Source organism: Halocalculus aciditolerans (assembly GCF_014647475.1).
Classification (GTDB): Archaea; Halobacteriota; Halobacteria; order Halobacteriales; family Halobacteriaceae; genus Halocalculus; species Halocalculus aciditolerans.
This window is the reverse complement of record NZ_BMPG01000001.1, coordinates 938,654-959,031: the sequence shown is the minus strand read 5'-3', so window position 1 is coordinate 959,031 and position 20,378 is coordinate 938,654. Positions and strand designations below refer to the sequence as shown.

The following is a 20,378-nucleotide window of genomic DNA, read 5'->3' as shown; positions in this document are numbered from 1 at the left end:
TCAGGTCGTCCGGGAGCGCCACGCACCGGCTGGTTCCCGAGTGAATCCGCGTCAACGCCCGTAAACCCGCCGAGCGTTCCCGACGCGGGAGGGAAACCTTCAATCGGTGGCCCCGAGACGACTCGGTATGGACATCGACGACGTCGATAGCATCGCGGTGCTCGGAGCCGGAAGTATGGGCCACGGCATCGCGGAAGTCGCCGCGCTCGCCGGGTTCGACGTGACGCTCCGCGACATCAAAGCGGAGTTCGTCGAGCACGGCTACGAGCAGGTCGAGTGGAGTCTCGATAAGCTCGTCGACAACGAACAGCTCACGCAGGACGAAGCCGACGCCGCGCTCGACCGCGTCACGCCCGTCGTCGACTTAGAGGAGGCCGTGAGCGACGTGGAGTTCGTCATCGAGGCCGTCCCGGAGAAGATGGACATCAAGAAGAACGTCTACCGGGAGCTCGAACAGTACGCCCCCGAGGACGCCGTGTTCGCGACGAACACCTCCAGCCTCTCCGTCACGGAGCTCTCGGAGGTCACGGACCGCCCGCAGCAGTTCTGCGGGATGCACTTCTTCAATCCGCCCATCCGCATGCAGCTCGTCGAGGTCATCGAGGGCGCACACACCTTAGAGGAGACCGTCGACCTCGCCGTCGACCTCGCGCGAGCGATGGGAAAGACGCCCGTCCGCGTCCACAAGGACTCCCCGGGCTTCATCGTGAACCGCGTGCTCGTCCCGCTCCTCAACGAGGCCGCGTGGATCGTCCACGAGGGCGACGCCACCATCGCCGAAGTCGACTCGACGACGAAGTACGACATCGGCCTGCCGATGGGCGCGTTCGAACTCGCCGACCAAGTCGGCATCGACGTCGCCTACGACGTCCTCGACTACATGCAGTCCGTGCTCGGAGACGCCTACGAGCCCTGCCCGCTCCTCACCGAGAAAGTCGACGCCGGCGACCTCGGGAAGAAATCCGGCCAGGGCTTTTACGACTACGAGGACGGCGGCGCGGACATCTCCGCGGACGCCGTCCGCGGAGACGTGAAGTCGCGCGTGCTCGCCGTGATGGCGAACGAGACGGCGAAGCTCGTCGGGAACGACGTCGCGAGCGCCGACGAGGTCGACGAAGCCGTGATGCTCGGCGCGGGCTTCCCCGAGGGCCCCGCGCGGATGGCCGACGACTACGGCCTGCTCGACCTCTACGAGACGCTCGCCGACCTCTACTCCGAGACGGACGAGGCGCGCTACGAGGCCGCGGACGAACTCGTGCAGCTCGCCAGCGGCGGCGAGAACTTCCACCACGAGGTCAGCACGGAGACCGAGCAGAGCTACTCGAACCTCGAAGTCGCCGTCGACGACCGCGTCGGCCACATCACGCTCGACCGCGCCCACCGAATGAACACCATCTCCGCCGAACTCCTCGAGGAGTTCGAAGCCGCGATGGACGTCCTCGAAGCCGACGAGGAAGTCCGCGCCATCCTCATCACGGGCGCAGGAGAGCAGGCGTTCTCCGCGGGCGCGGACGTCCAGAGCATGGCGGGGAGCGCCGACCCCCTCGACGCCGTCGAACTCTCCCGCACCGGACAGCAGGCGTTCGGCCGCCTCGAAGAGTCCGACAAACCCGTCGTCGCCGGCATCGACGGCTACTGCCTCGGCGGCGGTATGGAGCTCGCCGCCTGCGCCGACATGCGCGTCGCCAGCCAGCGCTCCACGTTCGGCCAGCCCGAGCACAACCTCGGCCTCCTCCCCGGCTGGGGCGGCACGCAACGACTCAAGCATATCGTCGGCGAGGGCCGCGCGAAGGAGATCATCATGACCGCCGAGCGCTACGACGCCGACACCATGGCGGACTACGGCTTCGTGAACGACGTCACGCCGAACGACGAGTTCGCCGAGACCGCGATGGAGCTCGCCCGCGACCTCGCGCGGGGTCCGCCCGTCGCCCAGCGCTACACGAAGCGCGCGTTCCGCGCCGGCCGTGAGAGCACCGAAGCCGGCCTCGAAGCCGAAGCCCTCGCCTTCGGCCAGCTCATGAACACCGAAGACCTCATGGAGGGGCTCACCGCCTTCATGGGCGACCGCGACCCCGACTTCACCGGACAATAACCACGCGCACACGCGGGGGGTATTTTCCCCCGAACCACGCGCTCCAACCCGAATTCTCCGGACACAAACGCCGACACACAGAGACCCATCTTCCGTCTCGTCGTACTCCCGCCCGGCGATGTCCGACGCCGACTCCGACCCAGACACCGACCTCGACGCTGACTCAGGCGTCGATACCGACGCCGATGTCGACACTGACCGCGACGTTGACCCCGACGCCACCTATCGCGACGCCGACTGGCTCACCACCCAGTACCACGACGCCGGCCGCACCCAGCGAGCGCTCGCCGACGCCTGCGGCGTCTCACCCCGCACGATTCGGAAGTGGATGCAGAAACACGGCATCGAAACCCGCGACGTCGACGGCGAGAACCACGGGCTCTACGGCGTCGAACGCGACGACGACGTGAAAGCGAAAATATCGGAGTCGATGCAGGGGCGGGAAGTCAGTGAGGAGACCCGGAAGAAGATGTCCCGAGCACACGAGGGAAAGCGTATTCCTCCGTCTGTCAGAGAGCGAATCTCAGAACGGCTACGTGGACGTGAAAAATCAGAGCGGACCCGAGAGCGGATGAGTGCGTCGACGAGCGGAGAATCGAATCCGAACTGGAAAGGTGGCTACAGCCGACGATACGGACCCGGATGGAGTGTCGCCAGAGAACGCGTAAGGGACAGAGACGCCGTCTGTCGACTGTGCGGGCACGACGGAAGCGACACGCGGTTAGAAGTGCACCACATTGTGCCTGTTCGAACGTTCCGCAACGACCGGGAGAGAGACTTGGGCGACGCACACGACCTGTCGAATCTCGTGTTACTCTGCCGAACGTGCCACCTCGGCGTCGAACACGGCCACATCGATATCTCTGTGTCAGACTAAGACACGGCGTAGCCGATTGATAGGGTTTATTAGCCGGCGGCGATTCGATACGAATGCAGTTGGCTCGGTTGGTGTAGTCCGGCCAATCATGCGGGCCTTTCGAGCCTGCGACAGGGGTTCAAATCCCCTACCGAGCATTCTCGATCGTTCTCCGAGTCGTAGTGGTTACGTCGTTCTACCGGTAGCTCGGGCGTAGACGTAGATAGCGGTGCGTTCGACGGCGAGGGCGAGGAGGAGTGAGAGGGCGGCGAGGGCGAGGTAGGCGGCGGTGAGTTGAAGGCTGTCGCCGGGGGCGAAGCCGGGGAGGACGAGGAGGCCCATGAAGAGGACGGGAATGACGAACCAGCGGACCAGCCAGTGGTCGTCGAGGAAGCGGCTGCTGCGCTGGGCGGCGGCGTGGAGGGGGTCGGTGACACGTCGTGGCAGCATGCGTTCCTGTTTGAATCAAGTCACTATAAGGGTGTGGGGCGGGAGGGCTGTGTCGTCGGTGGGTCGGGAGCGCGTGCGTGTCGGGGTCGACGACGGCGCGGGGTTGTCGCCGAGGGAGACACCGTATTTCGTCTGTTCGTCGGGGGTGAGCCTCCGCGGGGCGTGAGTGCTCTCGGGGTGAGAGCATGCTCGGGGCGCGTGGCGAAGGTGGTCGGAGCCGCGCCCACGGAGCGACTCGCGGAGGTCGACGAGGGACGCACGGCGAGGCCCGGAGTCGGTGCGGTGGTTAGCGCGGACGGAACTGTGCGTTTATCCGCGCGGGCGGCGAACGGTCGGGCGATGAGCGACGGCGACGCGTGGGACGCGCTCCCGGAGTCCTGGGTGGTGTGGAGCGACGCGGACGACGGGCGGGCGGTGCTCGTCTTCCGGCCGGACGTCTTCGACGGTGACGCTTACCCCGCGGCGTGCCTGCCGACGGTCTACGTGAGTCAGCGCCCGCCGGAGCGGCGGATGCGCGGGCCGGGCGCGGAGAGCGACCGGTGGTTCGTCTCGCTCACGCTCGAACCCGAGGTCCGCGTGCGCGAGGTCGAAGCCGACTTCGACTCCCGCGACGCCGCCGTCGACGCCGCCATCGCGCTCGCGTCGGCGTTCGCCGCCGGCGACGTCGACTACCGGAGCGCCTACCAAGTCCCGCGGGAGGACTACTTCGACGCGCTCGACGACCTCACCGACTGACGCTCGGCCCAGCGCTGCCGGGGCTCGCCAGACGCGTCGGCGTGTCGCGGACACCACCCCGGTTGGCGCTCGGCGTGTCGCGGGCACCACGACGTTTTTCCCCTCGTCCCCCGAATTTCGGCGTATGATTACGTTGCTCGGGACGCGACTCGCGGAGGAGGGCGGCGAGTTCGTCTATCGGGGGGAGGCGTCCGCCTGCGAGGGGTGTCCGTACCGGAAGCAGTGTCTGAACCTGGAGGAGGGCGTGCGGTACGAGGTGACGGACGTCCGGGACGGCGGGCAGACGCTCGACTGCGGCGTGCACGACGACGGCGTGCGCGCCGTCGAGGTCGAACCGGCGTCGATTCCGGCGAACGTCCCGTCGAAGGGCGCGTACGCGGGGAGCGCCGGGAAGCTCGCGGGCTCCTGCCCGCACGTCACCTGTCCGAGCCACGAGTACTGCGAACCGCTAGGCGCAGAACAAGGAGAGACGTATCGAATCGACGAGATACTCGGGGAGCCGCCGCACGACTACTGCGAGCTCGACCGGGAGTTGACGCTCGTGGAGTTCGCGCCCTCGACGGGGGACTGACCGAGGTCCGTCTTCGGCCAGCCCTTGTAGCCGAACTGGTTCTCGTAGCCGTACGGGGAGAGGAGGACGGGCCAGAACGCCTCGTCCGCGCGGATGGATTTCCCGTCGGCGGCGGCGAACACCTCGCTGGCTTCGACTTTCTGGAAGTTCTCCGCGAACACTTCGTACTCGTCGGCGGGCGGTTTCGGAATCGGGTCACCCATCGCGAAGACCGGGAGTTCCCGCGCGACGGCGTTCCCGGGGAGCGCGCCGGTCGCGGTGAGGAACTCGCGGGCCAGCGTGTAGGCGTTCGCCGCAGCGGTCTCGGAGCCCTGGAGGCCGGCTTCGACTTCGACGATGTCCGCCGCGGTGGCGAAGAGCCGCCCCGCCTCGAACCCGGCGGTGTCGACGAGCGCGACGACGGAGAGCTTCGGCACGATGTCGCGGACGTGCGGCGCTTGGCCGTCGGAGACCGCGAACGGGTCGGCGTGGCTCTGCGTCGAGTGAATCGAGAACGCCGTGAGCCCCGCGAGCTCCGCGGCGAGCTCCTTCGCCAACCCCCGCTCGTAGGCGTCCTCGGGCGTGTCGTCCGTGAACGCTCGGTTCAAGTCGGCGTCCGTGTACCGGACGCCGCGTTCCAGCGCGCGTTCGTTCGCGACGACGAGTTTCACCGGTCGCTCGACGTCGGGGTCCTCGGCCGCCAAGCGCTCGACCGCTCGAACGCCGCACGGCTCGTCACCGTGGATGCCCCCGACTATGGCGAGCTCCGGGTCACCGTCGCCCAACTGCGTCACTCGCATCTACTCCACTCCACGGGACGGACCGTCAAAGCCCGTTCGCTTCTCGGAGCGGAACGCAGCGTTTTAAAGCGACCGAGGCGAATTTACGCTGCGCGCGGGGGTAGCCAAGCGGTCAACGGCGGCGGATTCAAGTCCCGCTCTCGTAGGAGTTCAAGGGTTCGAATCCCTTCCCCCGCATGTTCTGTCGCGAAGCGACGAACTGAGACGGAAGGGTTCGCATCAGGGAGGAGCTCTGCTCCGACCGTGGTCGACGCGAGCGGTAGCGAGCGTCGAGTTGGGAGCGCAAGCGACCGTCGTTCGAATCCTCTCACTCGCAGAGTGGGATGCGGCGGCAGTGTCGACGTCGCCGGTCGAATCGGCGTCAGGAAGTAGCTCTCCCGAGCGCTTCACTCAACTCACTCGCCGCGTCGAACACGGAGCCGCTGGTTCGTCGCGCGAGAGTGCGGTGATTGCACGAGGGAGAAGGGTAAAGCGGCCGAAACACCGAGGGGGAGTATGGAGATCGACGATACGGACCGGGAGATTCTGCGGGCGTTACAGGAGGACGCGCGGACGCCGTTCTCGGAGATCGCGCGGCGCATCGAGATGTCGAGCGCGACGGTCCACGACCGCGTGAATCGGATGGAGGAGGAGGGGATCATCCGGGGGTATCACGCGGACGTCGACCCGAAAGCAATCGGGTACGAGATTTCGGCGATCGTCGGGCTGCGCGTCGAGCAGGGTCGCGAGGACGAGACGCTGGAGCACCTGAAGGCCGTCGACGGCGTGCAGGAGATCAACCTGACGACGGGCGAGTGGGATATCGTGATGCGGGTGTTCGCGGCGAACACGGAGGATCTCCGGCAGTTGATGTTCGAGGAGGTCTCCCAGCTCGACGGCTTCTCGCGGACGCAGACGATGGTCGTCCTCGGCACCGAGTACGAGACGCACGAACTCCCGGTTCCAGACCGGAACCAGTAAGGGCGGTCTGTCCCACCCTTCGCGCATGACGTTCCCGGAGACCGAACGCGAGCGGCTGTGGACGGCGCTCGTCGGCGGGGCGGCGGCGGTGCTCGTGCTCGGATCGCTCCTCCTGCCGGACCTCGTCTACGCACGGTTCGTCTGGCAGTACTTCTGGGGGCCGGTGTACGCGGACGCGCACGGCGCGCAGTGCGTGGCGTGGGCGAACGGCGCACAGCAGCTCGGCGCGACGTGGAACGCGTGCTCGCAGTACGCGGGGCCGGTGGCGCACCCCGGCTACACGCTCGTGTCCGAGGTGGGCTACGCGGTCACGCTCGTCGGCCTGCTGTCGGGCGTCGTCTTCCTCGTCGACCGCCTCGACATCGGCGACGACTTCGGGCTGCTGTGGGCGCTCTCGCCGTTCCTCTTCTTCGGGGGGGCGCTCCGCGTCGTCGAGGACGCGGACAACGCGCTCGCGGGGACGGGCGCGGCGAGCATCGAGTACCCGCTGAACGCCCTCTTCATCAGCCCCGTCATCTACTTCACGGTGTTCGCGGTGACGGTCGTCGCGCTCGTCGCGGCGGTGTCGCTCGCGCGCCGCGGGGTCGTCGACCGCTACGAGTACCCCCTCGTCGCAGCCGGCGGCGGGCTGTTCGCGCTCTGCATCGCCTACCTCGTCTACCTCGCGGCGACGACCGCGCAGGTGTCGCTTCACCCGGTGTTCACCGTGTTGACGGTCGCGTTCTCCGCGCTCTGTACGGGCGGGCTGTGGTGGGTGACGGAGCGGTTCTGGCCGGAAGTGAACGCGGGGACGGGGTACGCGGGCGCGTTCGTCGTGTTCGCGCACGCGGTCGACGGCGTCGCGAACGTCATCGCGCTCGACTGGGCGCAGGAGCTCGGCCTGCCCTCTGATCTCTACCCGAAACACCCCGTGAACCAGTTCGTCGTCGACGTCACCGGCCGCTTCCAGCCGGCGTGGGTGACACAGCGCATCGGCGACGCGTGGCCGTTCCTCGGCGTGAAGCTCGTCGCCGCCCTCCTCGTCGTCTGGCTGTTCAACGACGAGATGTACGAGGAGAACCCGCGATACACCGTGTTACTCATCGTCGCCGTCGCCGCGGTCGGCCTCGGCCCGGGGACGCGCGATATGCTCCGCGCGACGTTCGGCGTCTGAATCCGGGCTCTCCGGTCGAGCGTCGGTGGAAGCTTTTATTTCTCCGCCCGCGAGTCAACCGCTATGAGCGAATCCGAGTCCGATCTCCGGAACACCCTCGAACGGGTCGGCGAAGCGTTCGACCTCGGGGAGTACGAGATCGAGGCCTACCTCGCGGTGCTCCAGCACGGGGAACTCACGGCGAGCGACATCGCGGCAGAGACGGACATCCCGCAGCCGCGCGTCTACGACACCGTTCGGAGCCTCGGCGAGCGCGGCCTCGTCGAGATTCGGGAGTCCCGGCCGATGAAGGCCATCGCGGTCGAGCCCGCGGTCGCGTTCGAGAACCTCCAGTCGAACGTGACGTCGATGGTAGACGACCTCGAACAGCTCTACACCGCGCCGGCGCGCGACACGGAGGCGGTGAGCCTCGTGAAGAGCCGGTCGACCATCCACCGGTACTTCGGCGACGTCATCGAGGCCGCCGAGTACGAGCTCGTCGCGTCGCTGACGCCGTCGCTCCTCGACCGTTTCAGCGATGAGCTCGAAGCGGCGCGCGAGCGCGGCGTTCACGTCACGCTCGTGCTCACGCCTGCCGTCGAAGCGCCCGACCCCGACGAGTACGACTACGACGCCGTCGCCTCCGTCGTCCGCGGCCGCCGCGGCATCACCACGCCCGTGCTCGCCGTCGCCGACGGCGACTACTCCATCTACGCGACGCAGGACGCCGTCCGCGAAGACCCCGACCGCTACGGCGTCATCTTCCACCGTAGCGCCCTCGGCTTCCTCGTCTCCGGCTTCTTCAACACGGTCATCTGGACGACCGCCGACTTCGACCTGCTCGCCGAGTCCGCGGCGACCGCGCTCCCCCGCCGGTACGCCTCTCTCCGCCGTTGCGTGAAGGACCTCCAGGCCATCGACGGCGACGTCCACGCGACCGTCGAAGGCCGCGACGTCGAAACGGGTGACGCCCGCGTCGTCGCCGGCCCCGTCGTCGACGTCGACTTCGACGAGAGCGAGGAAGTCGCCACCCTCTACGTCGAGGACGGCGGCGAGCGCGTCTCCGTCGGCGGCCGCGTCGCCGCCTACGAGGACGTCGAAGCCCACGAAATCGAACTGCGCGAAAACTGAACCGAGCTATAGCTCGGCGTCGCCTTCGTCGGTGACGACGGCGTCGACGAGGCGAGTCGGCGTCGCGTCGTAGGAGGGGTTGGCGACCGCGAAGCCCTCCGGTGGTTCGCGGATGACCTCGCTCTCCGGGCGGAAGTCGTTCTCGAAGCGGAACCCGGCGTTCACGATTTTCGCGGAGGAGCCGGTGACGACGAGCGGGACGTCGGCGTCGGCGGCGGTCGCGGCGATAGGGTAGGTTCCGACGCGGTTGTAGAGCGTGTCGTCGACGATGCAGTCCATGCCGGTGAGGACGAGGTCGGAGTCGTCGAGGACGTAGCCCGCGGCGGCGTCGACGACGAGCGTCGGTTCGACGCGGTCCATGCCGCCGAGCGCGCGCGCGGTCTTCCGCCCGATCTGTCGCGGGCGGGCTTCCGTGATGTAGACGTCCAGTTCGTTCCCCGCCTCCGCGGCGAGTTCGATGGCTTCCAGCACCGTCGAGGAGTAGTCGTGCGTGAGGAGGGTCGTGCCGTCGTCGAGGCGGTCGGCGACGTTCGCGGCGGCGGCGTGCTTCGCGTTCTCCACCTGCTCGACGACCGCGTCGATGGCCTCCCGTGTCGCGTCCTTCGCCTCCGCGACGGTCGCGGGGTCGGCGTCCTCGACGGCGGCGACGATGTCGCGCTGCGTCGTCACGAGCGACGCGTGCGAGGGGTTCGCGCGCCGGAGCGCCCCCGAGTTCCGTTCGAGCGCGCGCAGGTACTCCTCCGCCGTCGGATACTCCTCGTCGAGGAGGTCCGCGAGCGAGCGAGCGGCCTTCACGGCGACCACGGACGACGAGTGCGTCCGCATCCCCTGAATCTCCGCGACAGTCTCGTCGATCATACCCGGACCGTGACGCGAGGCGAGCAAAGGTCTTTCTCACCCGCGACACACCGACGCGGCAGCCGGTGAGCCGTCGCGCAGCGCGAGCGTGGTCGCGGGTGGGTGTTCGTACCACAGGGTGAACTTATCAACCGGCCGCTTACCCCGGATAGCGGCGTCTTAGTTAAGGGTAACGGCCCCAACGGCCGACAACTTATTTCCCATCCGTCGGGTACGGGAAGTTACGATGCAACGCGCACGACTTCACCTCGCGACGACGCTCCGCGTGCTGGCGGCCGTCACGGGGCTGTTCGCTGCAGAGGAGGCGTCGATGCACGCGACCCTCGGCGACGGCGGGTTCTTCACTCGCCTGACCGCCGGTCTGTCCGGTCGAGCCGAGCGCGTCGAACCCGACGTGAACTCTCTCCCCGGCCACGGCGGCCCCACGCCCCTCTACAAGAAGGCGGGGCGGGCAGCCATCACTGGCCTCGTCGTCGCCGGCGTCTACGCGGTCGACGCCGCGAAGTACGCCGGTGCCGCCGTCGCGGCCGGTGCCGTCGCGCTCGCCGGCTTCGTCCGCCGACACCTCGGCGACGAACCGCGCGGGGACGAGCTCGAAGCCCCGATGGCCTAGGGGGGCGAACCGTTCGACGCATCGCGTATCGAGTACCGAGAGCCGACCACGAGAGCTAACCGTCTTCTCGCCGTTCACGTCGTATGGTCGACGTCCGCTACTACTGCCCGCGCTGTGGCACCGTCGCCGTCCTCGACCGCGACGCCTACCTCGCCGACAAATCCGTTACGCCCTACCCGCTGGAGGGGTGGACGTACGCCGCGCCCGACGAGGAGTACGAGGGCGACGGCGTCGACGGCGTCCGCCTCGTCTGCGGGGAGAGCGACGGCTGTCGCTGGGAGCACGCGGAGACGCGAGCCACGGGAAGTACAGAGAGACAGGCCGATGGGTGTGGCGAGGCGTTCTACCTCAACTTCGTCCGCTACGAGGCGGGCGAGGAGCGCGACGCGAGACCGGAGAGCGAGTACGTCGAACTCGCGGAAGGACGCGTCCCCAGCGGGCCGCGCGGGCCGCAGGGGCCGGGCGGTCCGGGCGGCTTCAGTCGGTAGGGTTCAGCCGATAGGGGTCAGCCCTTGATGTTGCAGACGGGGAAGGTGCGGGCGACGCGGTCGCCGATGCCGAGTTCGTCGGAGACGCGGACGACTTCGTCGACGTCCTTGTAGACGCCGGGGGCTTCCTCGGCGATGGTTTCGCCCGACTGGGCTTTGACGTAGATGTGTTCCTGGTCCTTCAGACCGCCCTGGACGTCGTCGGGGTCGAACTCGCGTTTCGCCTGCGTGCGGCTCATCGTGCGGCCCGCGCCGTGCGCCGTCGAGCCGAACGTGAGGTCCATCGAGTGCTCGCCGCCGCGGAGCACGTAGCTCCCCGCGCCCATGCTTCCGGGAATGATGACGGGCTGGCCGACGTCGCGGTAGGCCTCCGGAACTTCGGGGTGGCCGGCGGGGAACGCGCGCGTCGCGCCCTTCCGGTGGACGTAGAGCTCTTCCTCCTCGCCGTCGACGTCGTGGGTCTCCTTCTTCGCGATGTTGTGCGAGACGTCGTAGAGGAGGTCCATGCCGAGGTCCTCCCAGGGCGTCTCGAAGACGTCCGCGAACGTCTCGCGGACCTGGTGGGTGATGAGCTGGCGGTTCACCCACGCGAAGTTCACGGCGGCGCACATCGCGCCGTAGTACTCCTCGGCGAGCACGCTCCCGGACGGGGCGGCGGCGAGGTTCTTGTCCGGTAACTGCGCGAGGAAGTCCGGGTGGGCGTCCTCGATGCGGCGGAGATAATCGGAACAGACCTGGTGGCCGAGCCCGCGGCTCCCGCAGTGGATGAGGACGACGAGCTGGTCGCGTTCGAGGCCGTAGGCGGCCGCGACGTCGTCGCGATAGACGTCCGTGACGCGCTGGACTTCGAGGAAGTGATTCCCGCTCCCGAGACTCCCGAGCTGATTGACCCCGCGGTCTTTCGCTTTCTGCGAGACGAACCCGGGGTTCGCGTCCGGCCGCACGCCGTTGTCCTCGCAGTGTTCGAGGTCGTCCGAGACGGCGTAACCCTCGTCGAGCGCCCAGTCCATCCCGCGGGAGAGCACGTCCTCGATGTCCGCCTCACCGGCCTCGACGACGCCGCCGCCGCCCAATCCCGAGGGCACGGCGTCGAAGAGCGCGTTCACCAGCTCTTCCTCGCGTCCCTCGAGGTCGCTGTACGTGAGGTTCGTGCGGACCATCCGGACGCCGCAGTTCGAGACGACAAAGCCGTTCGCCACGAAGTTGTGTTCGTCGTGGCGGACACCGATGTCGTAGACGGATTTCTCTCCGAGCTCCGTGATCGACGCGATGGGGGTCGCCACCGCGAGTCCACGTGTTTCGACCGTCTCTGCGAACTCCTCGTAGTCCGGGAAGGACGTCGCCGGCCGCGGGCGGCCGCTTCGCCCCCCGTAGACACTCCGCTCGATGAACCGGTCGTTGATCTCGAACGCACCCTTCACGTCGGAGAGGGTTGCGCCGCCGTCCGCCATCGCTTTCGCTTCCTCAGCGATGCGTGCGCGCTCCGCGACGTGTCGTTCCTTCCGCTTCAGGTAGGCGGTCGCGACCGCTGCCTTCCGCTGTTTCTCTCGGTTGTACCGGTAGCCGATGGTCGAGAAGAACCGGACGAGGTTCTCGTTCCCGTTCGAGACGCCGAACCGGAATCGCACGGTCTCACCGTCCGCGTTCTCCCCGCGTTCGACTTCCTCGAGCACGTTCGTCTTCACGCCGAGCCGGTTCAGGTGTCGCATCAGGCCGCGGAGGAACGCTTCGCCCGCCTCCGCTCGTTCGACGCTCCGGTTGTGGGAGACCGACGGCGCGTACAGCGTCTTCCCCCGCATCTGCGCCGGGGCGCTCATCTCGGCACCGAAGAACGCCGAGAGGTAGAGCGCGACCTGCCAGTCTGCAAGCCGGTCGAGGTAATCAGGAGTGGTGAACCCCGACTGGACTTTCTTCCCAGTTGGGACACCAAGACGAACGAGAAGTTGCTTGAACGCGTTCGACGTCGACCGCACGCTGTACTCTGTCGTCGTGAACTCGTTCCCTCCGACGTCGTGGTCGCGTTCCCGCTCGTAGATTCGGGACGGCGTGAACCCGAGCGCTTCGATATCGTCTCGAATCGACTCGAGGTCCGCGGGATTCGCGTAGAACCACGTCTGGTCGCCGCCGAAACTCCCGTCGCCGGTGTGGAAGCCAACGAGCTTTAGGAGTCTGGCGAACGCTTCGTCAGTCGACTTCAGCGGCAAGAGGTCGCGTTCCTCGAGGGCGCGGGCGAGCTGGGGGTCTTCGTCGGAGAAATCTGACGCGTCGAGGACGGTGAACTCCGCCGGCTCTTCGTCTGGAAGGCCGACGAACTGCCGCTGGAAGACGTCGTCACCGACGTCGAGATCGCCGAGTTCGACCATCCCCTCCGGCGTCGCGAACGGATGGTCGAGGGTTGCTTCGACAGTATCGCCGGATTCCGTTGTCACCTCGTGGACCGTCCGGTTGGACGTCTCAGTGAAGAGTCGGACGTCGGACGGCGTCTCCGCGTCGTCCGTCTGGACGACCGCGCGATCCGTCTCGAGCGCCGAATCCATCGCGCGGATCTGCCGCGACCGACCGAACTCGAGAAGGACTTCCGAATCGCCGGACAGACACGAAATGTCGAACCCCACGCCACCGGGACTGATGCAGCCGTCTTCGACCGATGTGGCGGCGACGCCGCCGACGGGAAAACCGTAGCCCTGGTGGCCGTCCGGCATGCAGAGCGCGTGTTCGGCGACGCCGGGGAGGTGGGTGACGTTCGATATCTGCTCGATGGTGTCGTCGCCCGATATCTGTTCGAGGAGGGGTTCGCTCGCGAGAACGCGCGCGGGCGTCCCCATCTCGCCCGTCTGCTCGACCTCCCAGACGTAGTCGGCGATCTCGCGGAGCGTGACGTCGCCAGCGTCGAACGTAGTCATACCCGAAGGGAAGTCCGGGACGTAGGAGTAGGTTTTGACTCGGCCGCTAGACGTCGAAGACGACGTAGGCGTACCACACGGTCCGACCCGATTCGACAGACGGGTCGGTGTCAGGGTCGCGTTCTTCGACGACCATCTCGCTGTAGGTGACGGCTTTGAGGTCGCGGGCGGCGACGTCGGCGAGGGGGACGCCGCGCGCGGACCCGGAGAGCGTCCACGTGTTCTCGTCCGTCCCGTCGCTCTCGTCGTCGACGGAGACCGTCGCGTGGTTGTCGACGGGGAGGACGCTGCAGACGTCGCGTTCGTAGATGAGGGTGTCGAGGTAGTCGTAGAGGAGGCGTTCGGGGTTCGGCGCGCTCGCGGTGACGTCGAAGCGGTCGCCGGTGTCGGGGACGCTATCGAGGTCGCACATCGCGGCCGCCATCCCCTCTGCCACGGCGGCGAACACCGCGCCGGGCGTCTCGCCGCGCGCTTCGACGGCGACGTCCGCGGTGTGTTCTCGGAGGTCGAATCGGCCGCGGGTCACGGGAGCGGCTCGTCTTCGTCCGTGTCGTTCGTGTTCGTCGCCGCCATCGCGTCCGTGACGTCCGCGCCGGAGAGGCGGGTGAGTTCCTCGCGGGAGAGGCCGGCGCTCGAATCCGTTTCGGCGACGGCGACGCCCGTGGTGATGACGGCGCGCATCCCCTCCTCGACGGACATATCGACGTCCATGATGCGGTCTTCGGGGATGTGGGAGAGGAACCCGCCCATGACGGGGTTTGGTGCGAGCGGGAGGAAGAGCGTCCGTAGCGAGTCGTCGCGGGCGGCCTCCCGAATCGGCTCCGGCGTCTTCGTCGTCTCGAACCCGAGCGTGTACGTCCCCTCGTGGGGGTACTCGACGAGCTTCACTTCCTGGAAGTTGTTCGCGTCCGACTCCACCATCACGTCGCTCATCTGCCGGAAGCTCGTGTAGACGCTCCCGAGCCCCGGAATTCGTTCGATGACCTTATCGAAGTACCCGATAATCTGCTCGCCGGTCTTGAACGTCGCGACGAACCCGAGGCCGAGCGTCAACACCGCGAGCGACGTCACCGCCGCGATTTCGACGATGATACGGGACGTCGTCGGCGTGATGGACGCCTGAATGAGGAGGTCGGCGATAGGGTCGAGAACGTTCGAGAGGAGGTTGACGCCCGTGACGAAAACGTAGAGCGTGATGAGCAACGGAACGATGATAGCGATACCCGTGAGCGCGGACTCTCGGATGCGGTCGGCGATAGACTCGCCCGCTTCCTGCATGCGCTCGCCGGGGCGAGAACGATCAATCGGCATTCGTACCGGAGACACGGCGCGGAGGCGCTAAGGCGTTGTGGGCGACGACGGTGGAATTATATCCACGCGCGAACTACAGTGAGAGTAGTGAGTGTCACGGTCGAACAGCGAACCGTTCCCCGCGGAAGCGACGAGTACCTCGACGCCGCCTGGGACCTCAAAGAGCGCATCCGGGCTGAGGACGGGCTGCTCAAGCAGGAGTACGGCTTTTTCTCCGACGCCTACAGGCGTGCGACGGTCTACGTTTACGTCTCCGGGAACGACGACCTCGTCGGGTTCGCCGCCGCGCGCCGTGACGGCTACATTCTCTTCCTCGCCGTCGACCCCGACCACCGGGGCGAGGGGTACGGTTCGAAGCTCGTCGGCGACGTCGCCGAGGACGCGCGAAGCGTCTCGTGTCACGCCCGCACGACGAACGAGAACGCACTCGAGTTCTACCGTCATCTCGGCTTCCGTATCGAGCGCCGCATCGACAACTACTACGAGGACGGCGGGAGCGCGTACTACCTCCGTCTCGGCGACGCGGAGAAGCTCTCCGAGCGCATCAGTCAGTTCTTCCGCCGGTAGCGAACGACACGCCTATACTCGGCGGCCAGCAAGCAGTGGGTCGTATGGAGGAGCGAACGCGAGCGTACCTCAGGGGCCGCTTCCGCGACTACTACCGGCGGGTCGACGTCGAACTGCCGCCGGGCGCGGAGGCGCGCGAGTGGGGGTACATCCCGTGGACGAGCGGGCCGGACACGACGATGGTCCGGCACAAGTCCGTCCTCGACATCGGTAACGTACAGGAGTTCCTCCAGCGCGAACGCCCGCGGCACGTCTACTTCTCCGGCGGCTACTACGACGACCCCGGCGCGCGAACGATGGGGGAGAAGGGGTGGCGGGGCGCGGACGTCGTGTTCGACATCGACGCCGACCACCTCCCGCAGATCACGCCGGGCGAGGACTCCTACGCGGAGATGCTCGAAGCCGGGAAGCAGGCCCTCCTGAAGCTCCTCGACTTCCTCGAACGCGACTTCGGCTTCACGGACGTCCAGTGCGTCTTCTCCGGCGGCCGCGGCTACCACGCGCACGTCCGCGACGAGCGCGTCCGAAAGCTCGACCGGCAGGAACGCCGCGAAATCGTCGACTACGTCCGCGGAAACGGCATCGAACTCGACGCTCTCTCGGAGAAGCAGATGGTCGGCGGCCGCCGCCTGAAGAACCCCGTCGAGAAGAAGACGCTCCCCACCGACGGCGGGTGGGGGCGGCGCGTGAACGACTACGTCAACGACTACGTCGACGACCTCCGCGAGATGGACGACGACGAGGCGCGCCTCCGCCTCCAGACGTTCGACGGCGTCGGCGAGGGACGCGCGAACGCGATTCTGAACGTCGTGGAGGACCGCCGCGAGGAGATCCGGCAGGGGAACATCGAACTCGGCGGGGCGTACATCAAGCTCGTCCGGCAGCTCCTCGGCGAGGCCGTCGACGAGTACAACGCGCCCATCGACGAGCCGGTGACGACGGACACGAACCGGCTCATCCGGTTCCCCGGAACGCTGCACGGCGGGAGCGGGCTGCGCGTGCTGCGGCTCGACGAGTCGGAGCTCGAGGCGTTCGACCCGCTCGTCGACGCCGTCCCCGATACTTTCGTCGGACACGACATCACCGTCGAAGTCACGGCGAACCGAACCGTCGAACTGCGTGGGGAAACGCTTACAGTCGAACCGGGTGTGGTGTCGATACCCGAGTACGCGGGCATCTACTTGATGGCTCGCGGGTGGGCGGAGAAGGCGAAAGAATGAATCTCGAAGACCTCCGCGCGGCGCAGACGCGCGAGCGCGCGACCGACGGCCTCCAAGAGCTCCGCGAATCGTTCTACGAGGAGGTCGCGGACTACCTCCGCGACCTCGAAGACGAGCGAGACGAGGCGGCCGCGGAAGCCGACGACCCCTTCCGTTCCGAGGAAGTCCAGCAGCTCACGGACGAGATCGAGACGGCCGAGCAGGTCGCGGAAGCCATCTACGAGCGGCGGATGGGGAAGATCGTGAAGCAGGCGAGTCTCGCCGCCGCCGGGATGCGCGCGAACGCCGACGGTCTCACGACCGAGGAGACGGCGCTCTACGACGACCTCGTCGCTCGCATCGAGGAGAACAAACGCCACGTCCTCGACGTCATCGCGGGCGAGGCGACCACCGACCGCGACGCCGCGGCGACGTCAGAGTCGCCTGAGCGGTCGCTCGATCTGGAGCGCGAGAGTGCGTCGAGGACGGCGGAACCGGAACCGGCGTCGACTGACGACGGGGAGACGGTCGCGCCGTCCGCGCCGACCGACCCGGAGCCGGCGGCGTCGAGCGCCGCGGCGGCGATGGGCGACGAGGACCGAGCGGACCCGACGCCGCCGCCCGAGGAGCCGCCGCGCGACGCCGGCGACGTCGACGAGCCCGAGGCGGCTGCGGACGAACCCGCGCTCTCCCGGAAGACCGTGCGCGTCACGCAGGACGTCGGCGAGATCTTCGGCCTCGACGAGCGCACCTACACGCTCGAAGCGGACGACGTCGTCACCCTCCCCAAGGAGAACGCCGACCCCCTCCTCGAACGCGACGCCGCCGAAGAACTTACGCCGGAACAGTAGCGTTCGCTCGTTCTCGCGGTCTCTGGCGTACAGGCGGCGACTGTTACTTCGCGGAACGGGTGCCGCACAACCGTAGACGCTCCGCGGCGATTCTCAGGTCACGACACGGGGTCGCCGCCTAATGACTCGTAAACGTTCGTAGAACGGGAGGGAGACGCTACCAGCGTTCGTCGACCGAGCGGCTCGTGAGAGCCCGGGAGGTCGGGGATTCGCTCGCCGCTTCGCGGTGAGGCCCAAGCGGTCCCGAAGGGGTCGCGCAGGGCTTTTGGTGGAAATGTTTATCGAGCGGGTCGCGTTGCGACCCGCTCGCCTAAAAGGGTCCTACTGGAACCCGCGGCCGGCGACTTCCTGTTCTTCGGGGGATTCGGCTTTTTCGAAGCGCTGTTCGATTTCGTCGTACTGTTCGCGGACGTCTTCGTCGACGCTCGGGGTGACTTCGTCGAGCGCTTGCTCGAAGTGGTCGGCGGTGACGCGGACGTTCCCGACGGATTCGATGGCCTCCTCGGGATCGACGGAGTTGATGAACTCGCGGGTGGCGTTCATCGTGGCTTCGCGGGCGAGGGCTTCGAGGTCCGCGCCGACGAAGCCGTCAGTGCGCCGCGCGACGTCGGCGAGGTCGACGTCGTCGGCGAGCGGTTTGTTCCGCGTGTGGACCTCGAGGATGGCTTCGCGGGCGTCGCGGTCGGGGACCGGAACGTGGACGTGGCGGTCGAGGCGGCCGGGGCGGAGGAGTGCCGAATCGATGAGGTCCGGGCGGTTCGTCGTCGCGATGACGACGACATCCTCTAAGTCCTCGATGCCGTCGAGTTCGGTGAGGAGCTGGCTGACGACGCGTTCGCCGACGCCGGAGTCGCTCTGGTTGCGGCCGCGCTGCCCGGCGATGGAGTCGATCTCGTCGAAGAACACCACGGTGGGTGCGTTCGACCGAGCCTTCTCGAAGACTTCACGGACCCCCTTCTCGGACTCTCCCACATATTTGTTGAGGAGTTCGGGGCCCTTGATGGAGATGAAGTTCGAGTTCGCCTCGTTCGCCACGGCCTTGGCGAGCAGGGTCTTCCCGGTCCCCGGCGGGCCGTACATGAGGACGCCCTTCGCGGACTCGAGGTCCATGGATTCGAAGACCTCGGGGTAGTCGAGCGGCCACTGGATGGTCTCGCGCAGCCGCTCTTTGGTGTCTTCGAGGCCGCCGACCTGATTCCACGTGACGTCGGGGACTTCGACGAAGACCTCGCGCATCGCGCTCGGCTCGATGCCCTTCAGCGCCTCCTTGAAGTCCGATTCGGTGACGTGGATGGACTCGAGGATTTCCGCGTCGATCTCGTCGGATTCGAGGTCGATCTGCGGGCGGATGCGGCGGAGCGCGTTCATCGCGCCCTCCTTCGCGAGGGATTCGATGTCCGCGCCGACGAACCCGTGCGTGTTCTCGGCGAGGTAGTCGACGTCGACGCCCTCGGAGAGCGGCATGCCGCGCGTGTGGACTTGGAGAATCTCCTTCCGGCCGTCCTGGTCGGGGACGCCGATTTCGATCTCGCGGTCGAACCGGCCGCCGCGGCGGAGCGCGGGGTCGATGGCGTCGACGCGGTTCGTCGCCGCGATGACCGTCACGTCGCCGCGCTCTTCGAGGCCGTCCATGAGGCTGAGGAGCTGGGCGACGACGCGGCGTTCGACGTCGCCGCTCGTCTCCTCGCGCTTCGGCGCGATGGAGTCGATCTCGTCGATGAAGATGATCGCCGGCGACTCCTCTTCGGCGTTCTCGAAGACCTCGCGCAGCTGCTCTTCGGACTCCCCGTAGTACTTCGACATGATCTCGGGGCCGGAGATAGTCTCGAAGTGCGCGTCGATTTCGTTCGCCACCGCTTTCGCGATGAGCGTCTTCCCCGTGCCGGGCGGGCCGTGGAGGAGCACGCCCTTCGGCGGCTCGATGCCGAGCTGTTGGAAGAGCTCGGGGTGACGCATCGGCAACTCGATCATCTCCCGCACCTGTTCGAGCTCGCGGTCGAGACCGCCGATGTCCTCGTAGGCGACGTTCGGCGTGCTGTCGCGGCTACCGGCGTCCCCGCCGCTCTGAATCTCCTCGGCGGGCCGCTCGGAGATGTTGATCTCCGTCGAATCCGTCACGACGACCGTGCCGTCGGGGTCCGTTTCAGCGATTTTGAGCGGGACCTGCTGGCCGCTCATGTTCCCGAGACCGCCGAACCCGAGGCTCACGGGGACGGTCTGTCCGGAAGTGACGGGGCGGCCGGAGAGCTTGTCGCGGATGTACGGCGAGATGTTCCCGCGGATGCGGAGGTTCTGCGGGAGCGCGACCGTGACGCTGGTCGCGGGCTTGATGTCCGCTTTCTCGACGGTGACGCGGTCGTCGATGCCGACGTCGGCTTCCTGGCGGAGGCGGCCGTCGATGCGGATGACGCCCTCGCCTTCGTCTTCGGGGTAGCCCGGCCAGACGCGCGCGACGGCGCGACCCTGTCCGGTCCCGTCGATGACGATGTAGTCGCCGTTCTCGAGGTCGAGCTCGCGCATCGCCCCGCGGTCGATGGCCGCGAGTCCGCGTCCCGCGTCCTTCTGCTTGAGGGGCTTGACCGTCAGCTTCATCGTTTCACCTCGACGGTGACGACGCCGTTATTGATAAACGCTTCCGCCTCGCCCTCGGGGAGGTCGAACTCGTACTGGCGTTCGGTGTCGCCGCGGGTCGCGACGACGATGGCGGTCCCGTCGGCGACGTCGACGCTGCCGTCCTCGACACCGAGGTCGGCGGCCACGACGCTCGCATCAGTGTAGTCGTACCGCCGAACGATGCCGCCGTCCTCGCGGACGGCTTCGGAGTGAGACTCGTTCATAGCTAACCCAAAGTAATCGGACTAAGTATTTAAACCTTACTC

At 67.4% G+C, this 20,378-nt stretch carries 20 protein-coding genes, 2 tRNA genes and 1 pseudogene; 14 read left to right on the top strand and 9 right to left on the bottom strand.

The genetic code is table 11. The annotated features are described in order from the left end of the window. Nucleotides 1-127: 127 nt before the first annotated feature. From IEY26_RS04910 to IEY26_RS04900, 3 genes are all read left to right on the top strand, one after another. Complete coding sequence (locus IEY26_RS04910) at nt 128-2,095, top strand: 3-hydroxyacyl-CoA dehydrogenase/enoyl-CoA hydratase family protein (RefSeq protein WP_188976403.1); 1,968 nt, start codon at nt 128-130, stop codon at nt 2,093-2,095. Nucleotides 2,096-2,213: 118 nt separating this feature from the next. Then, nucleotides 2,214-2,972 carry an NUMOD3 domain-containing DNA-binding protein gene (locus tag IEY26_RS17640; protein ID WP_188976401.1) on the top strand — a complete coding sequence of 253 codons (759 nt, stop codon included), beginning with the start codon at nt 2,214-2,216 and terminating at the stop codon, nt 2,970-2,972. Nucleotides 2,973-3,034: 62 nt separating this feature from the next. After that, nucleotides 3,035-3,109, top strand: a tRNA-Glu gene (locus IEY26_RS04900). 28 nt (nt 3,110-3,137) lie between these two features. On the opposite strand, the gene IEY26_RS04895 is transcribed toward IEY26_RS04900, so the two are convergent. Beyond that, complete coding sequence (locus tag IEY26_RS04895; RefSeq protein ID WP_188976399.1) at nt 3,138-3,401, bottom strand: hypothetical protein; 264 nt, start codon at nt 3,399-3,401, stop codon at nt 3,138-3,140. Nucleotides 3,402-3,740: 339 nt separating this feature from the next. On the opposite strand from IEY26_RS04895, the gene IEY26_RS04890 reads away from it, so the two are divergent. Next, entirely contained in the window at nt 3,741-4,136 is a 396-nt protein-coding gene (locus IEY26_RS04890) for a DUF5820 family protein (protein WP_188976397.1), read from the top strand. 124 nt (nt 4,137-4,260) lie between these two features. Next, nucleotides 4,261-4,707 carry a UPF0179 family protein gene (locus IEY26_RS04885; RefSeq protein WP_188976395.1) on the top strand — a complete coding sequence of 149 codons (447 nt, stop codon included), beginning with the start codon at nt 4,261-4,263 and terminating at the stop codon, nt 4,705-4,707. Here the strand turns inward: IEY26_RS04885 and IEY26_RS04880 are convergent. Further along, the gene (locus tag IEY26_RS04880; RefSeq protein WP_188976393.1) at nt 4,647-5,486 is read right to left on the bottom strand and encodes a M14 family metallopeptidase; all 840 of its coding nucleotides are present in this window, start codon (nt 5,484-5,486) and stop codon (nt 4,647-4,649) included. The two genes, IEY26_RS04885 and IEY26_RS04880, sit on opposite strands and share 61 nt — an antisense overlap. A 94-nt stretch (nt 5,487-5,580) precedes the next feature. On the opposite strand from IEY26_RS04880, the gene IEY26_RS04875 reads away from it, so the two are divergent. From IEY26_RS04875 to trmB, 4 genes are all read left to right on the top strand, one after another. Next, a tRNA-Leu gene (locus tag IEY26_RS04875) sits at nt 5,581-5,663 on the top strand. Nucleotides 5,664-5,981: 318 nt separating this feature from the next. Then, complete coding sequence (locus IEY26_RS04870; RefSeq protein WP_188976391.1) at nt 5,982-6,446, top strand: Lrp/AsnC family transcriptional regulator; 465 nt, start codon at nt 5,982-5,984, stop codon at nt 6,444-6,446. Between the two features lie 25 nt (nt 6,447-6,471). Further along, entirely contained in the window at nt 6,472-7,599 is a 1,128-nt protein-coding gene (locus IEY26_RS04865; protein ID WP_188976389.1) for a DUF63 family protein, read from the top strand. Nucleotides 7,600-7,662: 63 nt separating this feature from the next. Beyond that, on the top strand, nt 7,663-8,709 hold the full coding sequence (gene trmB / locus IEY26_RS04860) for an HTH-type sugar sensing transcriptional regulator TrmB (RefSeq protein ID WP_188976387.1): 1,047 nt from the start codon (nt 7,663-7,665) through the stop codon (nt 8,707-8,709). Between the two features lie 6 nt (nt 8,710-8,715). On the opposite strand, the gene IEY26_RS04855 is transcribed toward trmB, so the two are convergent. Beyond that, nucleotides 8,716-9,567 carry a translation initiation factor eIF-2B gene (locus tag IEY26_RS04855; RefSeq protein ID WP_188976385.1) on the bottom strand — a complete coding sequence of 284 codons (852 nt, stop codon included), beginning with the start codon at nt 9,565-9,567 and terminating at the stop codon, nt 8,716-8,718. Between the two features lie 226 nt (nt 9,568-9,793). Between IEY26_RS04855 and IEY26_RS04850 the strand changes: the two genes are divergently transcribed. Next, nucleotides 9,794-10,180 (top strand): hypothetical protein, encoded by a 387-nt coding sequence (locus IEY26_RS04850; RefSeq protein ID WP_188976383.1) that lies wholly within the window; start codon nt 9,794-9,796, stop codon nt 10,178-10,180. A gap of 83 nt (nt 10,181-10,263) precedes the next feature. Beyond that, on the top strand, nt 10,264-10,668 hold the full coding sequence (locus tag IEY26_RS04845) for a hypothetical protein (RefSeq protein WP_188976381.1): 405 nt from the start codon (nt 10,264-10,266) through the stop codon (nt 10,666-10,668). A 17-nt stretch (nt 10,669-10,685) separates the two neighbouring features. Here IEY26_RS04845 and IEY26_RS04840 read toward each other — a convergent pair whose 3' ends face one another. The 4 genes and pseudogenes from IEY26_RS04840 to IEY26_RS04830 form a co-directional block, all read right to left on the bottom strand. Beyond that, entirely contained in the window at nt 10,686-13,283 is a 2,598-nt protein-coding gene (locus IEY26_RS04840; protein WP_326838277.1) for an RtcB family protein, read from the bottom strand. After that, nucleotides 13,263-13,571: pseudogene (locus tag IEY26_RS17730) on the bottom strand (RtcB family protein); the annotation flags it as partial. The pseudogene IEY26_RS17730 and the gene IEY26_RS04840, both read right to left, overlap by 21 nt. A gap of 46 nt (nt 13,572-13,617) precedes the next feature. After that, nucleotides 13,618-14,097 (bottom strand): archease, encoded by a 480-nt coding sequence (locus IEY26_RS04835; RefSeq protein ID WP_188976377.1) that lies wholly within the window; start codon nt 14,095-14,097, stop codon nt 13,618-13,620. Further along, complete coding sequence (locus IEY26_RS04830) at nt 14,094-14,882, bottom strand: DUF502 domain-containing protein (protein WP_188976374.1); 789 nt, start codon at nt 14,880-14,882, stop codon at nt 14,094-14,096. Before IEY26_RS04830 ends, IEY26_RS04835 begins: the two co-directional genes overlap by 4 nt. 87 nt (nt 14,883-14,969) lie before the next feature. On the opposite strand from IEY26_RS04830, the gene IEY26_RS04825 reads away from it, so the two are divergent. The 3 genes from IEY26_RS04825 to IEY26_RS04815 are packed head-to-tail and all read left to right on the top strand — an operon-like array spanning nt 14,970 to nt 17,499. Next, complete coding sequence (locus IEY26_RS04825) at nt 14,970-15,449, top strand: GNAT family N-acetyltransferase (protein ID WP_188976372.1); 480 nt, start codon at nt 14,970-14,972, stop codon at nt 15,447-15,449. Nucleotides 15,450-15,493: 44 nt separating this feature from the next. After that, entirely contained in the window at nt 15,494-16,669 is a 1,176-nt protein-coding gene (gene priS, locus IEY26_RS04820) for a DNA primase small subunit PriS (RefSeq protein WP_188976370.1), read from the top strand. Next, the gene (locus tag IEY26_RS04815) at nt 16,666-17,499 is read left to right on the top strand and encodes a hypothetical protein (protein WP_188976368.1); all 834 of its coding nucleotides are present in this window, start codon (nt 16,666-16,668) and stop codon (nt 17,497-17,499) included. Before priS ends, IEY26_RS04815 begins: the two co-directional genes overlap by 4 nt. Before the next feature lie 321 nt (nt 17,500-17,820). On the opposite strand, the gene IEY26_RS04810 is transcribed toward IEY26_RS04815, so the two are convergent. Next, complete coding sequence (locus tag IEY26_RS04810; protein WP_188976366.1) at nt 17,821-20,091, bottom strand: CDC48 family AAA ATPase; 2,271 nt, start codon at nt 20,089-20,091, stop codon at nt 17,821-17,823. Beyond that, the gene (locus IEY26_RS04805; RefSeq protein WP_188976364.1) at nt 20,088-20,336 is read right to left on the bottom strand and encodes a DUF7127 family protein; all 249 of its coding nucleotides are present in this window, start codon (nt 20,334-20,336) and stop codon (nt 20,088-20,090) included. Before IEY26_RS04805 ends, IEY26_RS04810 begins: the two co-directional genes overlap by 4 nt. Nucleotides 20,337-20,378: the final 42 nt, after the last annotated feature.